Below are 17,753 nucleotides of genomic sequence, written 5' to 3'. Positions count from 1 at the left end.
CTGTACGCGATATATCGATATATCGCGAGCTGTCAGCAAGAACAGCCTTCAACGACAATCACCTACCGAGCCACGAGGGAAAGCGCATGCGACGTCTGCTAACGATACCCTTCGCCCTCGCCCTCACGGTTTCCGCAGCCCTGGCGGACCCCGTGAGCGGCGGCAAACTGGACCTGATCGTCCAGCCCGAACCGCCCAGCGTCATGATCGGCATCACCACCAATGGCCCGGCGCTGCTGGTGGGCGGCAACATCTACGAAAGCCTGCTGCGCTACGACGAAAACCTGAAGCCGATGCCTTCGCTGGCAAAGTCCTGGGAGACTTCGGAAGACGGCCTGACCTACACCTTCCACCTTCAGGAGGGCGTCAAGTGGCATGACGGCAAGCCGATGACCTCGGCCGACGTCATGTTCTCCGTCGAAGACTTCCTGATGAAGCTGCAGCCGCGTCATCGCAACCTGATGAGCCATGTGGCCAAGGTCGTCGCTCCCGATGACAACACCGTCGTCTTCACGTTGAAGGAGCCGTTTGAGGCCTTCATTCGCGGCTTCGCCTTCTACACCATGCCCATCGTGCCAAAGCACATCTACGAAGGCACCGACTACCAGACCAACCCGGCCAACGAGAAGCTGATCGGCACAGGTCCCTACAAGTTCGCCGAGTGGAAGCGCGGCAGCTACATCAAGCTGGTGAAGAACGAGGACTACTACCTTCCCGGCAAGCCCTATATCGACGAGCTCTACTACCATGTCATTCCAGACGGAGCCTCGCGCGCCGTGGCCTACGAAACCGGCCAGGTGAGCGTTCTGCCCGGCGGTTCGGTCGAGAATTTCGACATCCCGCGGCTGTCCAAGCTGGCCAACACATGCACCACGGAAAAGGGGTGGGAATATTTCGCGCCACTTTCCTGGCTGTGGCTCAACAACCGCAAGCCGCCCATGGACAACGTGAAATTCCGCCAGGCGGTGATGTTCGCACTCGACCGCGAATTCGCCAAGGATGTGCTGTGGAACGGTTACGGCAAGGTCTCGACAGGCCCGATCTCGTCCAAGGTGCCCTTCTATGCCAACGTCGGTCCCAGCTATCCGCATGACCCGGCCAAGGCAAAGGCGCTGCTGAAGGAGATGGGCTATGACGGCAAGCCGCTGAAGCTTCTGCCGCTGCCCTATGGAGAAACCTGGCAGCGCTGGGCGGAAGCCGTGAAGCAGAACCTCGCCGACGTGGGCATTCCGGTCGAGATTGAATCGACCGATGTCGCGGGCTGGAACCAGAAGACGTCCCAGTGGGACTACGACATCGCCTTCACCTACCTCTACCAGAACGGTGATCCGGCTATCGGCGTCGACCGCAACTACAAGTCTTCGCAAATCGCCAAGGGCAATCCCTTCAACAATGTCGAGGGTTATTCCAACCCTGAGGTGGACAAGCTCTTTACCGAGGCGGCGGTGGCCTTCCCGGCGGCCAAGCGTCAGGAACTCTATGACAAGGTACAGGCCAAACTGCGCGAGGACGTGCCGGTGGCCTGGTTGCTCGAACTCGGATTCCCGACGATCTACAACTGCAACGTGGAGAACCCGATCTCGACCGCATCCGGTCTGCCGAATTCTCTGCGTGATGCCTGGATCAAGAAGTGACGCAACGAAGAGCGGGCACGCGCCCGCTCTTCACTCCCCGTCAGGTTCTGTGATCCGGAGATCGAGATGACCCGTTTTCTCGCCGGCAGGCTCGTGCGTGCCGTTTTCATTCTGCTCGTCATTACCGTTTCGAACTTCTTCCTCATCCATGCCGCGCCGGGCGATCCCGCTGCCGTCATGGCCGGGGAGTCGGGCGATGCTGATCCACAGTTTCTGGAACAGCTGCGCGAACGCTTCGGCCTCGACAAGCCGCTCTACGTCCAGTTGGGGATCTATGTCTCCCATGTGGTACGGCTCGACCTGGGCTATTCCTATCGCCAGCAGCTTCCCGTTCTCGACCTGATTCTGGAACGGCTTCCGGCCACGCTTCTGCTGTCGCTGTCCGCTTTCGCGGTTTCCCTTGGCCTCGGCATTCTGGCCGGCGCCATGGCGGCCGCGCGTCAGGGCCGTCTGTCGGATACGCTGATTTCGCTCTTCGCCCTGATCTTCTACGCGACGCCCCTCTTCTGGCTCGCGCTGATGGCGGTCTTGCTCTTTTCCATCGAGCTCGGCTGGCTGCCCGGGTTCGGTTACGAGACCGTGGGCGCCGGTTATGCGGGGTTCGCGCGCGCGCTCGACATCGCCAAGCATCTGGTGCTTCCAGCCATGACGCTGGGGCTGTTCTTCATGGCTGTCTACGTGCGCATGACCCGGGCCTCCATGCTTGAAGTCTCGCAGATGGATTTCGTCAAGACAGCCAAGGCCAAGGGCCTGCGGCCGAGGGTCATTCAGCGTCGGCACGTCCTGCGCAACGCCCTGCTGCCGGTCGTCACGCTGGCCGGCCTGCAAGCCGGACAACTGGTGGGCGGCGCGGTGCTCATCGAGACAGTCTTTGCCTGGCCTGGCATTGGCCGGCTCATGTTCGAGGCCCTCTCGCAGCGCGACTACAACCTGCTGCTGGGCGTCTTCGTCGTCTCCGCCGCCATGGTTCTCCTCTTCAATCTGATCACGGACGTTCTCTACCGCTTCGTCGATCCGCGCATTCGGGTGGCGTCATGACCGAATTCTGGAAACGCTTTTCCAAGCATCGCGGCGCCGTCGCCGGGCTGGTAATCCTGTTCCTGATCGTGCTGCTCGCGGTTTTGGCACCATTCCTCTTCCCCAAATCGCCCTGGGCGATGGTGCAGCGGCCGTTTCTGCCGCCATTCGAGAACGCCACCTATTTTCTGGGCACCGACACCATGGGGCGCGACCTTGCTTCGGGACTGGCGCATGGTGCCTACGTGTCGCTGCTGGTGGGTCTCGTCTCCACCGTGGTCTCGCTTCTCATCGGCATACCGATCGGAGCGCTGGCGGGTTATTTCGGCGGCATCGTCGATGACGTCCTGATGCGCTTTACCGAACTCTTCCAGAGCGTGCCAAGCTTCGCGCTCGCCGTCGTGCTGGTGGCGATCTTCCAACCCTCCATCACCTCCATCGTGGTTGCCATCGCCATCGTGTCCTGGCCGCCGGTGGCGCGTCTGTTGCGGGGGGAAGTCATGTCGCTAAAGTCGCGCGACTTCGTCGATGCCGCCGTCCTGTCGGGGCAGCGATCCTTCACCATCATCTGGCGCCAGATCCTGCCCAATACGCTGTCGCCGATCATCGTGCTGGCCTCGATGATGGTGGCTGCGGCGATCCTGGTGGAAAGCGCGCTTTCCTTCATGGGTCTGGGAGATGCCAACGTCATGTCGTGGGGCTACATCATCGGCGCCGGGCGCACGGTGATCCGTCAGGCCTGGTGGGTGAGCTTCTTCCCCGGGGTCGCGATCCTGCTCACCGTCCTGGCGCTCAACCTCGTCGGCGAAGGTCTGAACGACGCGCTCAACCCGCGCCTCAGCCGGAAGGGAAGGCAGGCATGAACACCATTGGCACCGGCGAAAAGCCCGTGATCCATCCCGGCAGCCTGAAACGCCCAGAGGGCGAGCCGATCGTGCGCATCGAAAAGCTCTCCATCGCCCTGCCGGAAGGCGCCGACCGCGTCTTTGCCGTGGACCGACTCAGCATCGACATCCACCCCGGCGAGATCGTCTGCATCGTGGGAGAAAGCGGGTCGGGCAAGTCCATGTCGGCCAACGCGCTGATGGGCCTGCTTCCGGATCTCGTGACCGTCGCCCAGGGGCGTATCCTGCTGGGCGGCGAAAACCTGCTGAAACTGTCCGCGAACGCCCTGTACGACATTCGCGGCCGTCGTGTTGCGATGATCTTCCAGGAGCCCATGACGGCCCTCAACCCGCTGATGAAGGTATCAGCGCAGATCGAGGAGGTCTTCGAGGCGCACGGGCTGCTCACCACCAGGGAGCGCAGGCAGCGGGCGCTGGACCTGCTGGAAGAAGTCGGCCTGCCCGATCCGCAACGGGCGGCACGCTCCTATCCGTTCCAGCTTTCCGGCGGCCAGCGGCAACGCGTCATGATCGCCATGGCTCTGGCGCTGGAACCGGAAGTGTTGATCGCCGACGAACCGACCACGGCGCTCGACGTCACCACCCAGGCGCAGATCCTCGATCTGATCCGCCGCCTTCAGCGCACCCACAACATGGCGGTCATGTTCATCACCCACGACTTCGGCGTGGTCGCGGAGATCGCCGACCAGGTGACCGTCATGCAGCACGGACAGGTTGTGGAACAGGGGACGGCAGACGAGGTGCTGCTATCGCCGGGTCACTCCTACACCCGCAAGCTGATTGCCGCCATTCCGAGCGGCATGGCGAACGAACGGCCCGCAAAAGAAAAGAACGCCACGGGCCCGCTGCTGCATGTGGAGAAACTCTCCAAGACCTACTTCATGGGCAGTGGCCTTTTCGGCAAGCAGCGACAGGTTCATGCGGTGAAGGAGGTGTCGTTCTCGCTGGAGCGCGGCGAGACGCTGGGCATCGTCGGTGAAAGCGGGTCGGGCAAGTCCTCGGTGGGGCGTTGCCTTGTGCGACTGCAGGACCCCAGTGGCGGGCACATCCTGCTTGATGGCGAGGATATCGCGACCCTCAAGGGCGAGGCGTTGCGCGCCATGCGCAGGCGCATCCAGATGGTGTTTCAGGACCCCTACTCCTCACTCAACCCGCGCGAGAAAGTGGGCCGCATCATCGCCTCCGGTCCCATCGCCTTTGGCGAAGACAATGCCGCGGCCTACAAGGAGGCGGAACGGCTGCTGGAGCTTGTGGGTCTCGATGCCAGAGCGGCGGAGCGTTACCCGCACGAATTCTCGGGCGGTCAGCGCCAGCGCATCGGCATCGCCCGCGCCCTGGCGCTGAAACCGGAGATCATCGTCGCGGACGAGGCCGTTTCCGCGCTCGACGTCTCCATCCAGGCGCAAGTCCTCGACTTGCTGGAGGAATTGAAGCGGACCTTCAATCTCTCCCTCGTCTTCATCACCCATGACCTCAGGGTCGCCGCCAAGATCTGCGATCGTGTCCTCGTCATGCAGACCGGAGAGGCCGTGGAGATGGGCAGCGCCAGAACCATCTTCGAGAACCCGCAGCACACCTATACGCGCAACCTCATTGAGGCCATTCCGGGTCGGGCCAAGGAAGCCCGCATCGCCGCCCTGGCGAGCGCCTGAACCAGACATGATCCTCGGCCACTGAGCCGAGCAAAGAAGCGGAGAGAAAACATGACCATCAAGCCGAATTCTGTCGAGGGGCGTGACATCGCCTATCAGATGCACCCGAACGTCAACCTGCGCAAATACGAGCGCGACGGCGGTCTGGTGATCGAATCGGGCGAGGGCATCTATGTCACGGACAACAACGGCAAGCGCTACATCGAGGGGCTGGCCGGCCTGTGGTCGGTCGCGCTCGGCTTTGGCGAGAAGCGGCTGAGCGACGTCGCCAAGGCGCAGATGGACAAGCTGCCCTACTACCACACGTTCAGCTACAAGACGCACGGACCGTCGGTGGACCTTGCCGAATTGCTGATCAAGCTGGCACCGGTGCCCATGTCGAAGGTGCATTTCACCTCCTCGGGTTCCGAAGCCAACGATCTCGCCTGCAAGATGGTGTGGTACCGCTCCAACGCCCTGGGAAAGAAGGACAAGAAGAAGATCATCGGGCGCGTGAAAGGCTATCATGGCGTGACCATCGCAGCCGGGTCGATAACCGGCCTTCCCCGCAACCACGAAAGCTTCGACCTGCCGCTGGACCGCATGATCCACACGTCCTGCCCCTCCTACGACCATTTTGCAAAGGAAGGCGAGAGCGAGGCGCAGTTCACCGCACGGATATTGCAGGACCTGGAAGACCTGATCGAGCGCGAGGGTGCCGACACGATCGCAGCCTTCTGGGGCGAACCGGTGATGGGCGCCGGTGGCGTGATGGTGCCGCCTGACGGCTATTGGGAAGGCGTGCAGAAGATCCTGAAGAAGCATGATATCCTGCTCGTCGCCGACGAGGTCATCTGCGGCTTTGGGCGCACGGGAACAATGTTCGCATGCGAGCGCTTCAACATCGAACCCGATGTCCTGGTGCTTTCCAAGCAGATCTCCTCTTCCTACATGCCGCTCTCCGCGATCCTGATGAACGACAACTTCTATCAGCCGATCGCCGATGAATCCGACCGCCTCGGCGTCTTCGGCCATGGCTACACGGCTTCCGGCCACCCGGTCGCCACCGCCGTCGGACTGGAGAACGTCAAGATCATCATGGAGCGCAACCTCGTCGCCAACGCCAAGGCGCTGGAGGAGCAATTCCTCGGCCGTCTGAAGGATCTTGCAGCCCATCCGCTCGCGGTCTCCTCGCGCGGGGTCGGCCTGCTGGGCGCGCTGGAACTCAAGCCGTTCGACGACGGTCAGCCCGGCGATGCGGCGGCCGCGGCTCAGGTCGCCTGCGAGGAGGAAGGTCTCATCGTTCGCAACATCGGCGAAGCGCTGTGCTTCTGCCCGCCGATGATCATCACCTCCGAGCAGGTCGATGACCTCTTCGATTGTGTCGCCCGTGCCCTTGAGCGGGTTGCAGCCGCGCGCGCATGAGCAGGATGAAAAAGCATGAATGCAGTAACCAAGACCGATCTCGGCGAGATGACGGCGGCCGAACTGTCGGACCTGTTCGCCACGGGTGAAGCCTCCCCCGTGGAGGCGACCAGAACCGCACTCGATCGCATCGAACGGTTCAATCCGAGCGTCAATGCCTTCGCCTATGTGGTGGCGGAGGCGGCCCTGGCGGATGCCAAGGCCTCTGAAGAGCGCTGGCGCAAGGGCGAACCGCTGAGCCCGATCGATGGCGCGCCCACCACCATCAAGGAACTGACCGCGGTCAAGGGCATTCCCTGGCGGCGCGGCTCCATCCTGGGCGGAAGCGAACCCTCGACGCGCGAAATCGAGATCGTCGAACGGTTGCGGGCAGCGGGAGCCACCATCCTCGGCACCACCACATCGCCGGAATTCGGCTGGAAGGGCCTGACCCACGGCCCCGCCACCGGCAAGACACTCAACCCCTGGCACACGGGCCGCGCATCGGGTGGCTCATCGGGCGGAGCGGCTGTCGCCGCTGCGCTCAACATGGGTGTGCTGCACGAAGGATCCGACGGTGCGGGCTCGATCCGCATCCCGGCCTCCTTCTGCGGCGTCTTCGGCATCAAGCCGACATTCGGCTGGATACCTGCCGATGCACCGTCCGCACTGTTCGAGCTGGCCCATCGCGGGCCGCTGACGCGGACGGTGGAGGATGCGGCGCTCTTTCTCAATGCGACGACCGGATGGTCGCCGCGCGCACTCTACGGCCATTGCCCCTCGTCTGTGCCCGATTGGCGCAAGGTGGTGCGCGAAGGCACCGGCGCGAAAGGCATGAAGCTCGCCTTCAGCCGCACGCTTGGCTACGCCAGGGTCGACCCTCAGGTCGCTGCGGGTGTGGAGCGCGCGGTCCAGCGGCTTGCCGACATGGGCGCCATCATCGAGGAGGTCGATCCCGGGTTTGCCTGTCCGCAGGAAACGCTGCTGACACTCTGGTACGCCGCCCAGGCCAAGGCGATCGCCGCCTTCAACCCGAGCGACGAACAAAAAGCAAAGATGGATCCCGGCCTTCTGAAGATCTGTGCCGAAGGCGCGTCCTATTCGGCGCTCGACTATCTGGCGGCGCGCCAGGCTCGTGCCGACCTGACGGTGCACATGGAACTGTTCTTCCAGCGGTACGACGCCCTGGTCTTGCCGACCATGCCGCTGACCGCGTTTGAGGCGGGCGTCGACTTCCCCGGTGGAGGCGAAGGTCGCGACTGGTCCGACTGGTCGCCCTTCACCTATCCCTTCAACCTGACCGGCCAACCGGCCACGACGGTGCCTTGCGGTTTTGATGAGGATGGCCTTCCCATCGGATTGCAGTTCGTCGGCCCAAGCTTCCATGACGCCACGGTGCTCTCCCTGGCCGCAGCGTATCAGGCAGCCCACCCGGAACAGGTGATCTGCGAACCACGTGAAGGTTAGGGCGCAGCCCGGGCGGAGCTTCAGCCCGCCCGGGATCAATACCGTGCTTTCGCAAACGAGGGGCCGAGGCTCTCAACTCAATGAATTCAAGCAGTAGACCTTCCCCAATTGCCGGCCTGGGAGCCGCGTTGCAAACGGCATCCCCCGTCCTGCCTGATAGCGAGATCGAGGATCTCGTCCGCACGCATTTTGGGCTGGAGGGCACGGCGGAGTGGCTGTGGGGCGAAAAGGACTCCAACCATCGCCTGACGCTCGGCGACAAGCGAACCGTTCTTGTGAAGGTGCTGAACCCGGGCGAGCCGCCATCGACCACCGACATGCATTCGCGAGCGTTGTTGCACGTCGCCCGGGCCGACCCCGGCATTCCGGTTCAACGGATCGTGCCGGCCTCGAACGGCGCACCGGATATCCGTATCCCCGGCCCTGAAGGCAACACACGAGCCGTCCGGGTGGTGACATTCTTGCCGGGTCAGGCGCTGAGCGGCGCCACGCACTCTGTCGCCCAACGCTACAATATCGGTCTCATGATGGCGCGAATGCAGCAAGCCCTGGCCAGCTTCGAACACGCCTCCGCGAGCCACAAGCTCACCTGGGACATGACCTATTCGTTGGATTTGCGCGGGGTCTGCAATTGCCTCGGCGAAGGAGAGGAGCGCGCAGCGCTCACGCAATGCCTTGATCTTTTTCAAGATGAGGTCCTGCCGCGCTTGACGCAATTGCCGAGCCAGGTGATCCACAACGATTTCAATTCCGAGAACATTCTCGTCGATCCAGCGGACACGGATCGTGTAAGCGGCATAATCGACTTCGGCGATATGGTGCGTGCACCGCGCGTCTTCGATGTTGCGGTGGGCGCGAGCTATATTCTCGATGACGAGAGCGAGCCGGTGGAATCCGTGTTCGATTTTCTCAAGGGATACGCCAGTCTCGCGCGCCTCACGAGGCCGGAGATCGAGGTTCTCTATCCCTGTTTGTTGGCACGGCTGGTGATGCGGCTCGCCATTCCTTCGTGGCGAGCGACACTCTTCCCCAACCAGGCGGAACGGCTCCTGCGCAAACATGATCTGGTCCGCCGAACCCTGGCGCGTGTACGCGCCTACCGTCAGCAAGCCTTCACCGAGCAGTCCGCGGCCGTTTTTCAACGAGTTTCACAGTGACCAAACCCCAGTCTTCCATGATCAACGGCTTTGACGCCGCGAAGGTTGCCAGCCTGCCGGCACACGAGCGCGCGCTGGTAGAACGGCGCCAGTTCCTGCTTGGCCCCTCTTACCGGCTCTTCTACAAGGAACCACTTCATCTTGTGCGCGGCGAAGGCGTCTGGCTTTACGACCAGAACGGCAAACCCTATCTCGACGCCTATAACAATGTGCCGAGCGTCGGCCATTGCCATCCGCGCGTCGTGGAGGCGGTCTCCCGGCAAGCGGCGACCCTCAACACCCACACGCGCTATCTCGACGACGCCTTGCTGGACTACTCGGAACGTCTGCTCGCGACGTTGCCGGCCGAGCTCTCGCGGGTCATGTACACCTGCTCAGGCAGCGAGGCTGTCGATCTCGCACTGCGCATAGCCTGTTTCCACACCGGCGGAACCGGCATCATCATCACCGAGAACGCCTATCATGGGACGACACGCACGACGGCGGAGATTTCTCCCTCGCTGGGCGAGGCCATGCCGCTCGGTCAGCACGTGGTGACAGTGCCCGCACCCGACACGTATCGACGCGCGGAGGCCGATATCGGCGAAGCCATGGCCCGCGACGTGCGCGCGGCAATCGCATTCCTGACAAGGCGGGGCATCAAACCGGCAGCTTTCATCGCGGATGGGATATTTTCCACCGACGGCATCTTCAGCGAACCGGCCGGGTTCCTGCAAAAGACACTGGATGCCGTGCATGCGGCCGGCGCGCTCTACATCGCAGACGAGGTGCAGCCCGGCTTCGGACGGCTCGGCGATGGCATGTGGGGCTTTGCGCGACACGGCATCGTTCCGGACATCGCCGTCATGGGTAAACCCATGGGCAACGGCATGCCCATAGCGGCGGCGGCGATGAAGCCTGCCGTGCAGGAGGAATTTGGCCAGAAAATCCGCTATTTTAATACTTTCGGGGCGAACCACGTGTCGATCGCTGCCGCGTCGGCTGTGCTCTCCGTCATCGGGGATGAGGATCTGGTCGACAATGCCAAGCGTTCGGGAGCCGCCATGCTCGCCGGATTGCGAAGCTTGCAGGAATGCGACGAGCGCATCGGCGACGTACGCGGCAGCGGGCTCTTCATCGGGGTGGAATTCGTCAAAGATCGCACGACCAGGGAGCCGAACGGGACGCTCGCATCCGACGTCATCAACGATATGCGCCGACGCGGCGTGCTCATCAGTGCAGCCGGTCCTGCCGGAAACATCCTGAAGATCCGCCCGCCTCTGCCATTTTCGACAGAAAACGCGGGCCATTTTCTGGATGTTCTTGGTTCGGTCTTGTCGGATCTACCGTGAGGGCGCCATGCTGAAGAGACCATTGAAGCAGCGCATGACGGGACTGCTCTCGAATGCCGGGCGCGGAAAACCGAAGGCGGAACTCGCCTACGACTTCCTGCGCGACGCCGTGATAACGATGAAGCTTCCGCCGGATGCGACGCTGGCGGAGAAGGAGCTTTGCGCGGAACTCGGGATCTCTCGCACCCCGTTGAGAGAAGCGGTCCTGCGGCTCGCCCACGAAGGGTTGCTCACGATTGTTCCCGGCGGCGGCACCTATGTGAACAAGATTTCGCTGCGCGGCGTGCTGCAGGGCCATCTGGTGCGTTCCAGCATCGAGTTCCGCATCGTGCGTCTGGCAGCACGCGCCTACAACCCGGAACATGACCGGGATTTCGACCTGTTGCTCTATCTGCAGGAGGAAGCCAACCGGCGCGGCGACTACGACCAGGCCCTGCGAGTGGACACGGATTTTCACCGGCTGCTCTGTCGGGTCGCTGGTTTTCCCGATATCTGGCAGATCGTTCACAACGCCACGGGACAACTGGACCGGGTCCGCTACCGCGCCTTCGACAAGAGCGGCATGACACAGGAAATCGTCGTGGAACACCGCGCACTCTATGATGCGCTGCGCGCGAAGGACGGCAACCGGGCGCACGCGCTCTTGCGCAAGCACCTCGACGACATCTCCCACATCATCGACTTCGTGAGGGCGAGCGCACCGGAAGCCCTGCTGCAAGAAGATGATCTCGATCTGGAGGGATTGCTGGCTTCGTCCGGCTGAGCACGGGTCTTTCGGGTTTTTCCCATCCAGCTGCTTCCGTCTTTTTTCACCGTCACAACCGCGCCGCCTGCCCAGGGGGCCCGGCCAATACCGAGGTCCCTCATGACCGATCTGCCGAAAATCGATGCCGCGCGCCTGTGGTCCGACCTGATGACAATGGGCGCCATAGGCGCGACGGCGGGCGGCGGCTCCTACCGTCCGGCGCTGGGAGATGCGGACCGCGAGGCGCGCGGTCTCTTCCGCTTCTGGTGCGAAGAGGCGGGACTAACAGTGACGACGGACGCCATCGGCAACATATTCGCCAGACGCGAGGGCAGCGAACCTGCATTGCCGCCGGTCCTTGTCGGCAGCCATCTCGACACGCAGATGCCCGGCGGCAAATTTGACGGTGTACTCGGCGTGCTGGCCGGGCTCGCGGTGGTGCGCGCTCTCAATGCGGGCGGCGTGGCCACCCGTCACCCGATCGAAATCGTCGACTGGACGAACGAAGAAGGCGCCCGCTTTCAACCTGGCGTCATGGGCTCGGCGGTCTTTGCCGGAAGCCTTCCCATCGAAGAGGCCCTGTCGCGCACGGACCCCGCCGGAGCCGTTCTGGCGCGCGAACTCGCTCGGACCGGCCAGGCAGGTTCCACAGCCGTTGGCGGAAGATCAATTCACCGGTATCTCGAGCTCCACATCGAGCAGGGACAGGAACTGGAACGCGCCGGGGATCAGATAGCCGCGGTAAGCCACACCTCGTTCATGTGCTCGGGCTACGTCACCGTGAAAGGCGAGAACGGTCACACCCAGACGACCCCCATGTCTGCGCGGCGCAATGCGCTTACGGCGGCGGCGAAACTCATCCTCGCCATTGACGAGATCGGCGCGGCGGAAGAGCCCGGCGGCATGGTGAGCGCCTCGACCATCGACAATTGGCCCAACAACCGGGTGAACATCCCCCACCAAACGGATCTTTCCTTTGCGGTGGTACACATGGAGGACGCCGGGCGACGGCGTATCATGGAGCGCATAGAGGCAGCCGTGGCGACGATCGCGGCGGAAACCGGCCTGACGCTCTGCCTGGAATTCCGGCATTTCCGCGACGGGTTCGAATTCTCACCCGACCTGCGGCAGAAGGTGTTGTCGGCTGCCCGAAAGTCGGGTTACGGCGCCCGCGAATTGCCCACACTCACGGCCCACGACGCGCTTTCCCTGCATGCCCTGTGCCCCACTGCACTGATCTTCGTGCCGTGCCGCGATGGCATCTCGCATAGCGAAAAGGAATGGTGCGCGCCCGAACACGCGGCCGCCGGCGCGGAAATACTTCTGCAACTGGCCGCGTCGGAAGCCGGTCTGGAGCAGAAGCCGGATTGAAGGATTTTTGCGTCCGCACCCCGTCATTTGCTGCAGAAGGCCCACATGGCTTTTAGCCACGGTGAGAGAATTAGAGCGCTTCGCGAACGGGGAACGGTTGTGCGGATGCGAGTTTGCGGACGCGGGCGACGCCGCAAAACGCGCATCATGAGCCAACCGCTTGAGCATATCCAAGCGTTCTGACGCCGAAGGTATCCATCACGCGCGCGGTGAAGAGCCAAGGCAGACGCGGCTCGCGCCTGTGATCTCCGCACTGGGCACAGGGACATCTCGTCGGGCGCTGGACGCTCAACGCAGTTCGAAATAATCGCCAAACTTCTCGCGAATTGCGGGCAGATCCGAGAGGATCCGTTTCAGGTGGAAGCGCATCGCGTCCTCGGCCGCCCCGGGATCGCGCATCTCGATCGCATCCACGATGGCCGCGTGCTGCTCGACCAAATGCTCGAGCGGAAACTGCGCGGTCGCGAAGTGGCGGACCCTGTCGAGCTGGCTCTTGAGGCCCTCTATCACCATCCAGGCATTGGGGTGGCCCGCCGCCTCGGCCAGGGTCCGGTGGAACAGGTCGTCAAGCGGAACAAACGCGTCTCCGCCCTTTGCAAGCGAGGCACGCTGCGCATCGAGCTGATCGCGCAATTCGCGCAGCAACCCCGGGCGGGGTACGGCGGCGCAGAGTTTCGCGATATCCGCCTCCACCGCCTCTCGCACGAAACGCGCGTCCAGCACCGCCTCCAGCGATACCTTTTGCACGAAGGTGCCACGCTGCGGACGGATCTCGAGCAATCCCTCTTCTGCAAGCTTGATGAAGGCTTCGCGCACCGGTTGACGCGAGACGCCGAAGTGCTGACTGATCTCGGCTTCCGACAGGCGCTGGCCGGGCAGGATCGAATTGTGCACGATCAAACGACGAAGCGCAGCCGTGATCTGCGGCCCCACTGCCATGGTGAGGTCGAGTTCTACCGTCCTGATCGTATCTTGATACATTCCGTCCTACCTGATGCGCGCAAACACACCCTAGCGCGGCGGTGCGCCGGCAACCACCAAAAGCGCGCCTCAGGATGCTCCCTCACACGCGCCATCGAGATGCGCAACCGCGCGCAGCGGTGCTCCCGAGCCGCCCTTGATCGGCAAGGGAAGGGCCGACAGCCGACACAGCGGCGGCAGCTCCCCGAGCCGCGCGAAATTCTCGCCGATCAGGATGCCCGCCCCCAGCAGGATGCGATGCGCGGGAAACTCCGTACTCGAAAAATGGTCTATCGACATGCAGTCGCAACCGACGATGCTGACGTTGCGCGCCTTCAGCAGCTGCGCGGCCTCTGCCGACAAGCCCGGCCAATCGCGCAGGAATTTCGCGCCCTCTTCAGGATGAGCCCAGTAGCGATCCCAGCCGAAATGCACCATCACTGCGCCGCCTGCGGGCAGGACACCGTGCGCGGCTTCGAACGCTTCCAGCCGACTTGCAGGCAAGACGCTGTCGGGGGTGGAGTCGGTTGCCGGGATCACCGCGAGCGATCCGAAAAAGCGCCACAGCGGCACCTCGTCGATCGACTGCCCGCCTGGCACGAAATGGGCCGGCGCGTCCAGATGCGTACCCGAATGTTCGGAAAGCGACAGCGAATGATTGCAGGCGATATCGCCCGCCTCGAAGCTCGCGACGCTGCATTGTTCAAAAACGGGATGCCCCGGCCAGACCGGCATGCCATTTTCCATCGGATGCGTCAGGTCTATCAGTGTCTCCACACTCATCTCGCCTCACCTCACCTTCGGTTTTGGCACGATCGCAACGATCGCGATGATCAGGGCGCCCATGATGATGAACCGCATACCGGCCTGGAACTGGAACGTGTTGAGCATCGTGCCCATCAGGTTGAAGAACAGCGCCGCCCCCCAGATCCCGACAGCATTCGCCTGCCCGCCGGCGATCGACGTTCCGCCAAGGGCGACGATGGCGATTGCTTCCATCAGATAGGTGTCACCCATGTTGAGCGCGGCTCCGCCGGTGAACCCGGCCAGCAGATAGCCCGCCAGCCCGGCAGCACCACCGCACAGGACATAGGAGACAAGACGAACCCGCTTGACGCGAATACCGGCGAAATGTGCGGCAGCCTCGCTTTGGCCCACTGCGAGGGCCCGCCGCCCCCAGACACCGCGCGTCAGGGTCAGCGCGGCAACAGCCGTCAGGCCCATGATACAGATCGGCATGATCTGAACCCCTGCGAGGCGGAAAGAGGTAAAGGCGGCCAGTGCCGCTGGCGGCTTCAGGGTCGCCTCCCCGCCGAAATTGAACGCCACGCTCTGGAATACGAAACTCCAGGCGAGCGTCGCGATGATCGGAGGCAAACGCAGCGCGAGTATGGCGCCGTAATTGAGTGTGCCCGCGATCATCCCTGTCCCGAGTGCCACGACCAAACCGACAAGTGCGGAGCCGCCGCTCGCCGCGGCAGCCGTCATCGCGGCATAGGCCGAAAGCGTCAGGACGGCGGGGACCGACAGATCGATATTGCCGGGCCCGGTGGCGATCACGAACATCTGGCCGGTCGCCACCACGACAGAGATCGCCCCGAAGATCAGCGCCGTCGAAAGCACGGATCCAAGACTGCCGACGCCGCTGGCGACCATCATGATAATGAGAATCGCAACAGCGGCAATGAACCCGTAGGTCCACGGAGCAAGACGGGTAAGAGCGCTCATGCCAGCTTCCTGCGATCAACGATGACACGTCCGGCCAGCACCAGAAACAGGATCGCGCCCTGAGCACCGATCTGCCACGTGGCCGGCACGTGCATGAAACTGAGAAACGACCCCGCGAGCGACAGGGTCAGGGCCCCCAGAACCGTTCCGATCGGCGAAACCCGCCCGCCGACGAAGGCGCCCCCTCCCACGATTACCGCGCCGATGGTCAGCAACGTGTAGGACGGCGCCACGTTGGGATCGCCCGAGGTAATGATCCCCGACAGCAGAACGCCTGAAGCCACCATCAGTCCCCCGGCCATCGCATAGATCGCGATCCGCAGCCTGGACAGAGACCAGCCCGCCTTCTGCACGGCGCGGGCATTACCGCCGGTCGCACGCAGCAGAGTTCCGAAACTTGTATGCATCAAGAACCATTGCGACACTGCGGCGGCGATCAACGCGACCCAGATCGGCATGGGCAGAAGCGGAGGGCGCCATCCGGTGAAGCCGGTCAGCCAGCCAGGCACGGTACCTCCGGGAGACGGCAGCACCGTAATCGCGATCCCCAACCAGATGAACGAGGCACCAAGCGTCACGATGATTGATGGCAACTCGCGTGCATGCGTGAACCAGCCCATCGCCACGAATGCGGCGATGGCGGCCAGGTAGGCAATGACCGCCACCCCGGGAGAAGGGTCCAGCCACACCGCGGTGATGCAGGTGACCATGCCGACGAAAGCACCGTTCGACAGGTCGATATCGCCCAGCAGAATGAGCATCATCTGCGCCAGCGCGGCGAGAACCAGAGGCATGGAGAGTTTGAAAAGCAGCGTGAAGCCGAAATAGCTCATCGCGTTGGGCTGCACATGGAAGATCGCGCCCAACATGATGAGCAACGCGCCCGCAGACAACAAAAGCTGCAGTGTCCCGTGCGACAGACGAAAGCGTTTGTCAGACATAGAGTCCTCCGAAGGAGGCTTCAAGGATTGCGTTCGGCTCTATCCGCTCGCCGTCCAGAATGGTCTCGGACCGGCCTTCTCGGAAAACATGAAGCCGGTCGCAATTTTCGAATTCCTCGGTCTCGGTGGAATACCAAAGGAAACTGCGTCCGGTTTCCGCCTCGTTGCGGATAAGAGCGTAAACTTCGTGTTTGGTGCCCACATCAACGCCGCGCATCGGGTCGTCCAGAACGATCAGGCGCGCATCCGAGGCAAGCGCCCGCGCGAACAGAACCTTTTGCTGATTGCCACCCGACAGGCTGAGCAGGGGCGTTGCGATCCCCGGTGCGCGCACTTTCAGGCGCTCGAACCAGGATTGCGTGAGCCGATCGGCTGCCTCGTTCGAAACCAGTCCACCGCGAGACAAGGCCGAGAGCGAGCGGATCGTCAGGTTGTCGCGAATGGACCAGAGCGGGAAGAGCCCTTCGCTCACCCGGTCTCCGGCTACAAAAGCGACAGGCAGTCCACTGACGCGCGCCGCATCGAACACTGCGCGCAGCCGCTCGCGCTGACCGTGACCGTCCAGGCCGGCAAGCCCCACGATCTCACCCTGATGCAGTTCGATATCGTGATCGCCAAGCCCGCTGGAATGCGAGAAAACCGGAACATCACGCACGACCGCGTCGCGACGCTCGCGGGTCTCGGGCTCGAGATCCCCCATCACGGCAACCAGTTCGGACCGGCTCAGCCCATCATTGAACTGGTCCGAGATGACCAGTCCGTCCTTCATCGTCACGACGCGATGCGCGACCGCCAGAATCTCTCCAAGCCGATGTGTAACGAGGATTACCGAAATCCCGTCTTCCGAAGCTCTGCTGACTTGTTCCAGAAACTGGCGTGTCGCCTCTGCTCCCAAAGACGAGGTGGGTTCATCCAGAATGATCGCGCGGACCGGACTGTCGGTCACGCTGAACCCGCGCGCGATCTCGATCATCTGCCGTTCGCCAAGCGACAGTTCGCCAACCGGTCGATCGACGTCGATGCCGCTGTCGGGAAACACCGTATCCAGAGCGGACTGGATGGTCTTGCGCGCCCGCTGCTTCCAACCGAACCCCTTGAGAGCCGGGTGCAGGAGGCGCGTGTTTTCGGTCGCGGACAGGTTCGGACAGAGCGAGAGCTCCTGAAACACGCAACGCAGCCCGTTTTCGCGGGCAAGGTTCGCACTCCAGTCGCCCGCATCCCGACCAAGCACCTCGAAAATCCCGCCGCTACGCGCGACAACCCCTGCAAGGACGTTGATCAGGGTGGATTTCCCTGCACCGTTGTGGCCGATCAGCCCGACAACTTCGCCGGTTGCCAGATGGAAGTCAGTATCGCTTAGGGCCTTCACCGCCCCATAGCTCTTGCTCAACCCCCGACCGGCAAGAAAGAGAGGGGCCTTGGCCCCCATCTCCCCGACGGGCATGTTTGCCACCTGTTGCAT

At 63.0% G+C, this 17,753-nt stretch carries 15 protein-coding genes; 10 read left to right on the top strand and 5 right to left on the bottom strand.

Annotated features, from left to right (window positions below; genetic code table 11):
- The first annotated feature begins 86 nt into the window (after nt 1-86).
- The 10 genes from C8N35_RS17725 (at nt 87) to C8N35_RS17680 (ending at nt 12,662) form a co-directional block, all read left to right on the top strand.
- Nucleotides 87-1,634: an ABC transporter substrate-binding protein gene (locus C8N35_RS17725; protein ID WP_107991066.1), complete on the top strand. Its 1,548-nt coding sequence runs from the start codon at nt 87-89 to the stop codon at nt 1,632-1,634.
- A gap of 66 nt (nt 1,635-1,700) precedes the next feature.
- Nucleotides 1,701-2,672: an ABC transporter permease gene (locus C8N35_RS17720; protein ID WP_107991065.1), complete on the top strand. Its 972-nt coding sequence runs from the start codon at nt 1,701-1,703 to the stop codon at nt 2,670-2,672.
- Nucleotides 2,669-3,514 (top strand): ABC transporter permease, encoded by an 846-nt coding sequence (locus C8N35_RS17715; RefSeq protein WP_107991064.1) that lies wholly within the window; start codon nt 2,669-2,671, stop codon nt 3,512-3,514. The genes C8N35_RS17720 and C8N35_RS17715 overlap by 4 nt, the downstream gene beginning before the upstream one ends.
- Entirely contained in the window at nt 3,511-5,208 is a 1,698-nt protein-coding gene (locus C8N35_RS17710; RefSeq protein WP_107991063.1) for an ABC transporter ATP-binding protein, read from the top strand. The genes C8N35_RS17715 and C8N35_RS17710 overlap by 4 nt, the downstream gene beginning before the upstream one ends.
- Before the next feature lie 51 nt (nt 5,209-5,259).
- Entirely contained in the window at nt 5,260-6,612 is a 1,353-nt protein-coding gene (locus C8N35_RS17705; protein WP_107991062.1) for an aspartate aminotransferase family protein, read from the top strand.
- A gap of 15 nt (nt 6,613-6,627) precedes the next feature.
- On the top strand, nt 6,628-8,058 hold the full coding sequence (locus C8N35_RS17700) for an amidase (RefSeq protein WP_107991061.1): 1,431 nt from the start codon (nt 6,628-6,630) through the stop codon (nt 8,056-8,058).
- An 80-nt stretch (nt 8,059-8,138) separates the two neighbouring features.
- A complete protein-coding gene (locus tag C8N35_RS17695; RefSeq protein WP_107991060.1) occupies nt 8,139-9,215 on the top strand; it encodes a phosphotransferase in 1,077 nt (358 codons plus the stop codon).
- 17 nt (nt 9,216-9,232) lie between these two features.
- The gene (locus tag C8N35_RS17690) at nt 9,233-10,546 is read left to right on the top strand and encodes an aspartate aminotransferase family protein (protein ID WP_107991059.1); all 1,314 of its coding nucleotides are present in this window, start codon (nt 9,233-9,235) and stop codon (nt 10,544-10,546) included.
- 7 nt (nt 10,547-10,553) lie between these two features.
- Nucleotides 10,554-11,309 (top strand): GntR family transcriptional regulator, encoded by a 756-nt coding sequence (locus C8N35_RS17685; protein WP_245926845.1) that lies wholly within the window; start codon nt 10,554-10,556, stop codon nt 11,307-11,309.
- A gap of 102 nt (nt 11,310-11,411) precedes the next feature.
- Nucleotides 11,412-12,662: a hydantoinase/carbamoylase family amidase gene (locus C8N35_RS17680; protein ID WP_107991057.1), complete on the top strand. Its 1,251-nt coding sequence runs from the start codon at nt 11,412-11,414 to the stop codon at nt 12,660-12,662.
- A gap of 288 nt (nt 12,663-12,950) precedes the next feature.
- Here the strand turns inward: C8N35_RS17680 and C8N35_RS17675 are convergent, their stop codons facing one another.
- From C8N35_RS17675 to C8N35_RS24395, 5 genes are all read right to left on the bottom strand, one after another.
- On the bottom strand, nt 12,951-13,643 hold the full coding sequence (locus C8N35_RS17675; RefSeq protein WP_107991056.1) for a GntR family transcriptional regulator: 693 nt from the start codon (nt 13,641-13,643) through the stop codon (nt 12,951-12,953).
- A gap of 69 nt (nt 13,644-13,712) precedes the next feature.
- Nucleotides 13,713-14,405: a cyclase family protein gene (locus tag C8N35_RS17670; RefSeq protein ID WP_107991055.1), complete on the bottom strand. Its 693-nt coding sequence runs from the start codon at nt 14,403-14,405 to the stop codon at nt 13,713-13,715.
- A 6-nt stretch (nt 14,406-14,411) separates the two neighbouring features.
- Nucleotides 14,412-15,350: an ABC transporter permease gene (locus C8N35_RS17665; protein ID WP_107991054.1), complete on the bottom strand. Its 939-nt coding sequence runs from the start codon at nt 15,348-15,350 to the stop codon at nt 14,412-14,414.
- On the bottom strand, nt 15,347-16,291 hold the full coding sequence (locus C8N35_RS17660; protein ID WP_107991053.1) for an ABC transporter permease: 945 nt from the start codon (nt 16,289-16,291) through the stop codon (nt 15,347-15,349). Before C8N35_RS17660 ends, C8N35_RS17665 begins: the two co-directional genes overlap by 4 nt.
- A complete protein-coding gene (locus C8N35_RS24395) occupies nt 16,284-17,735 on the bottom strand; it encodes an ATP-binding cassette domain-containing protein (protein ID WP_170122153.1) in 1,452 nt (483 codons plus the stop codon). The genes C8N35_RS17660 and C8N35_RS24395 overlap by 8 nt, the downstream gene beginning before the upstream one ends.
- Between the last annotated feature and the right edge of the window lie 18 nt (nt 17,736-17,753).

The sequence above is a fragment of the Breoghania corrubedonensis genome, from assembly GCF_003053845.1.
Taxonomy (GTDB): Bacteria; Pseudomonadota; Alphaproteobacteria; order Rhizobiales; family Stappiaceae; genus Breoghania; species Breoghania corrubedonensis.
Note: the sequence above shows the minus strand (reverse complement) of the source record. Positions and strands in the feature narration are given on the sequence as shown.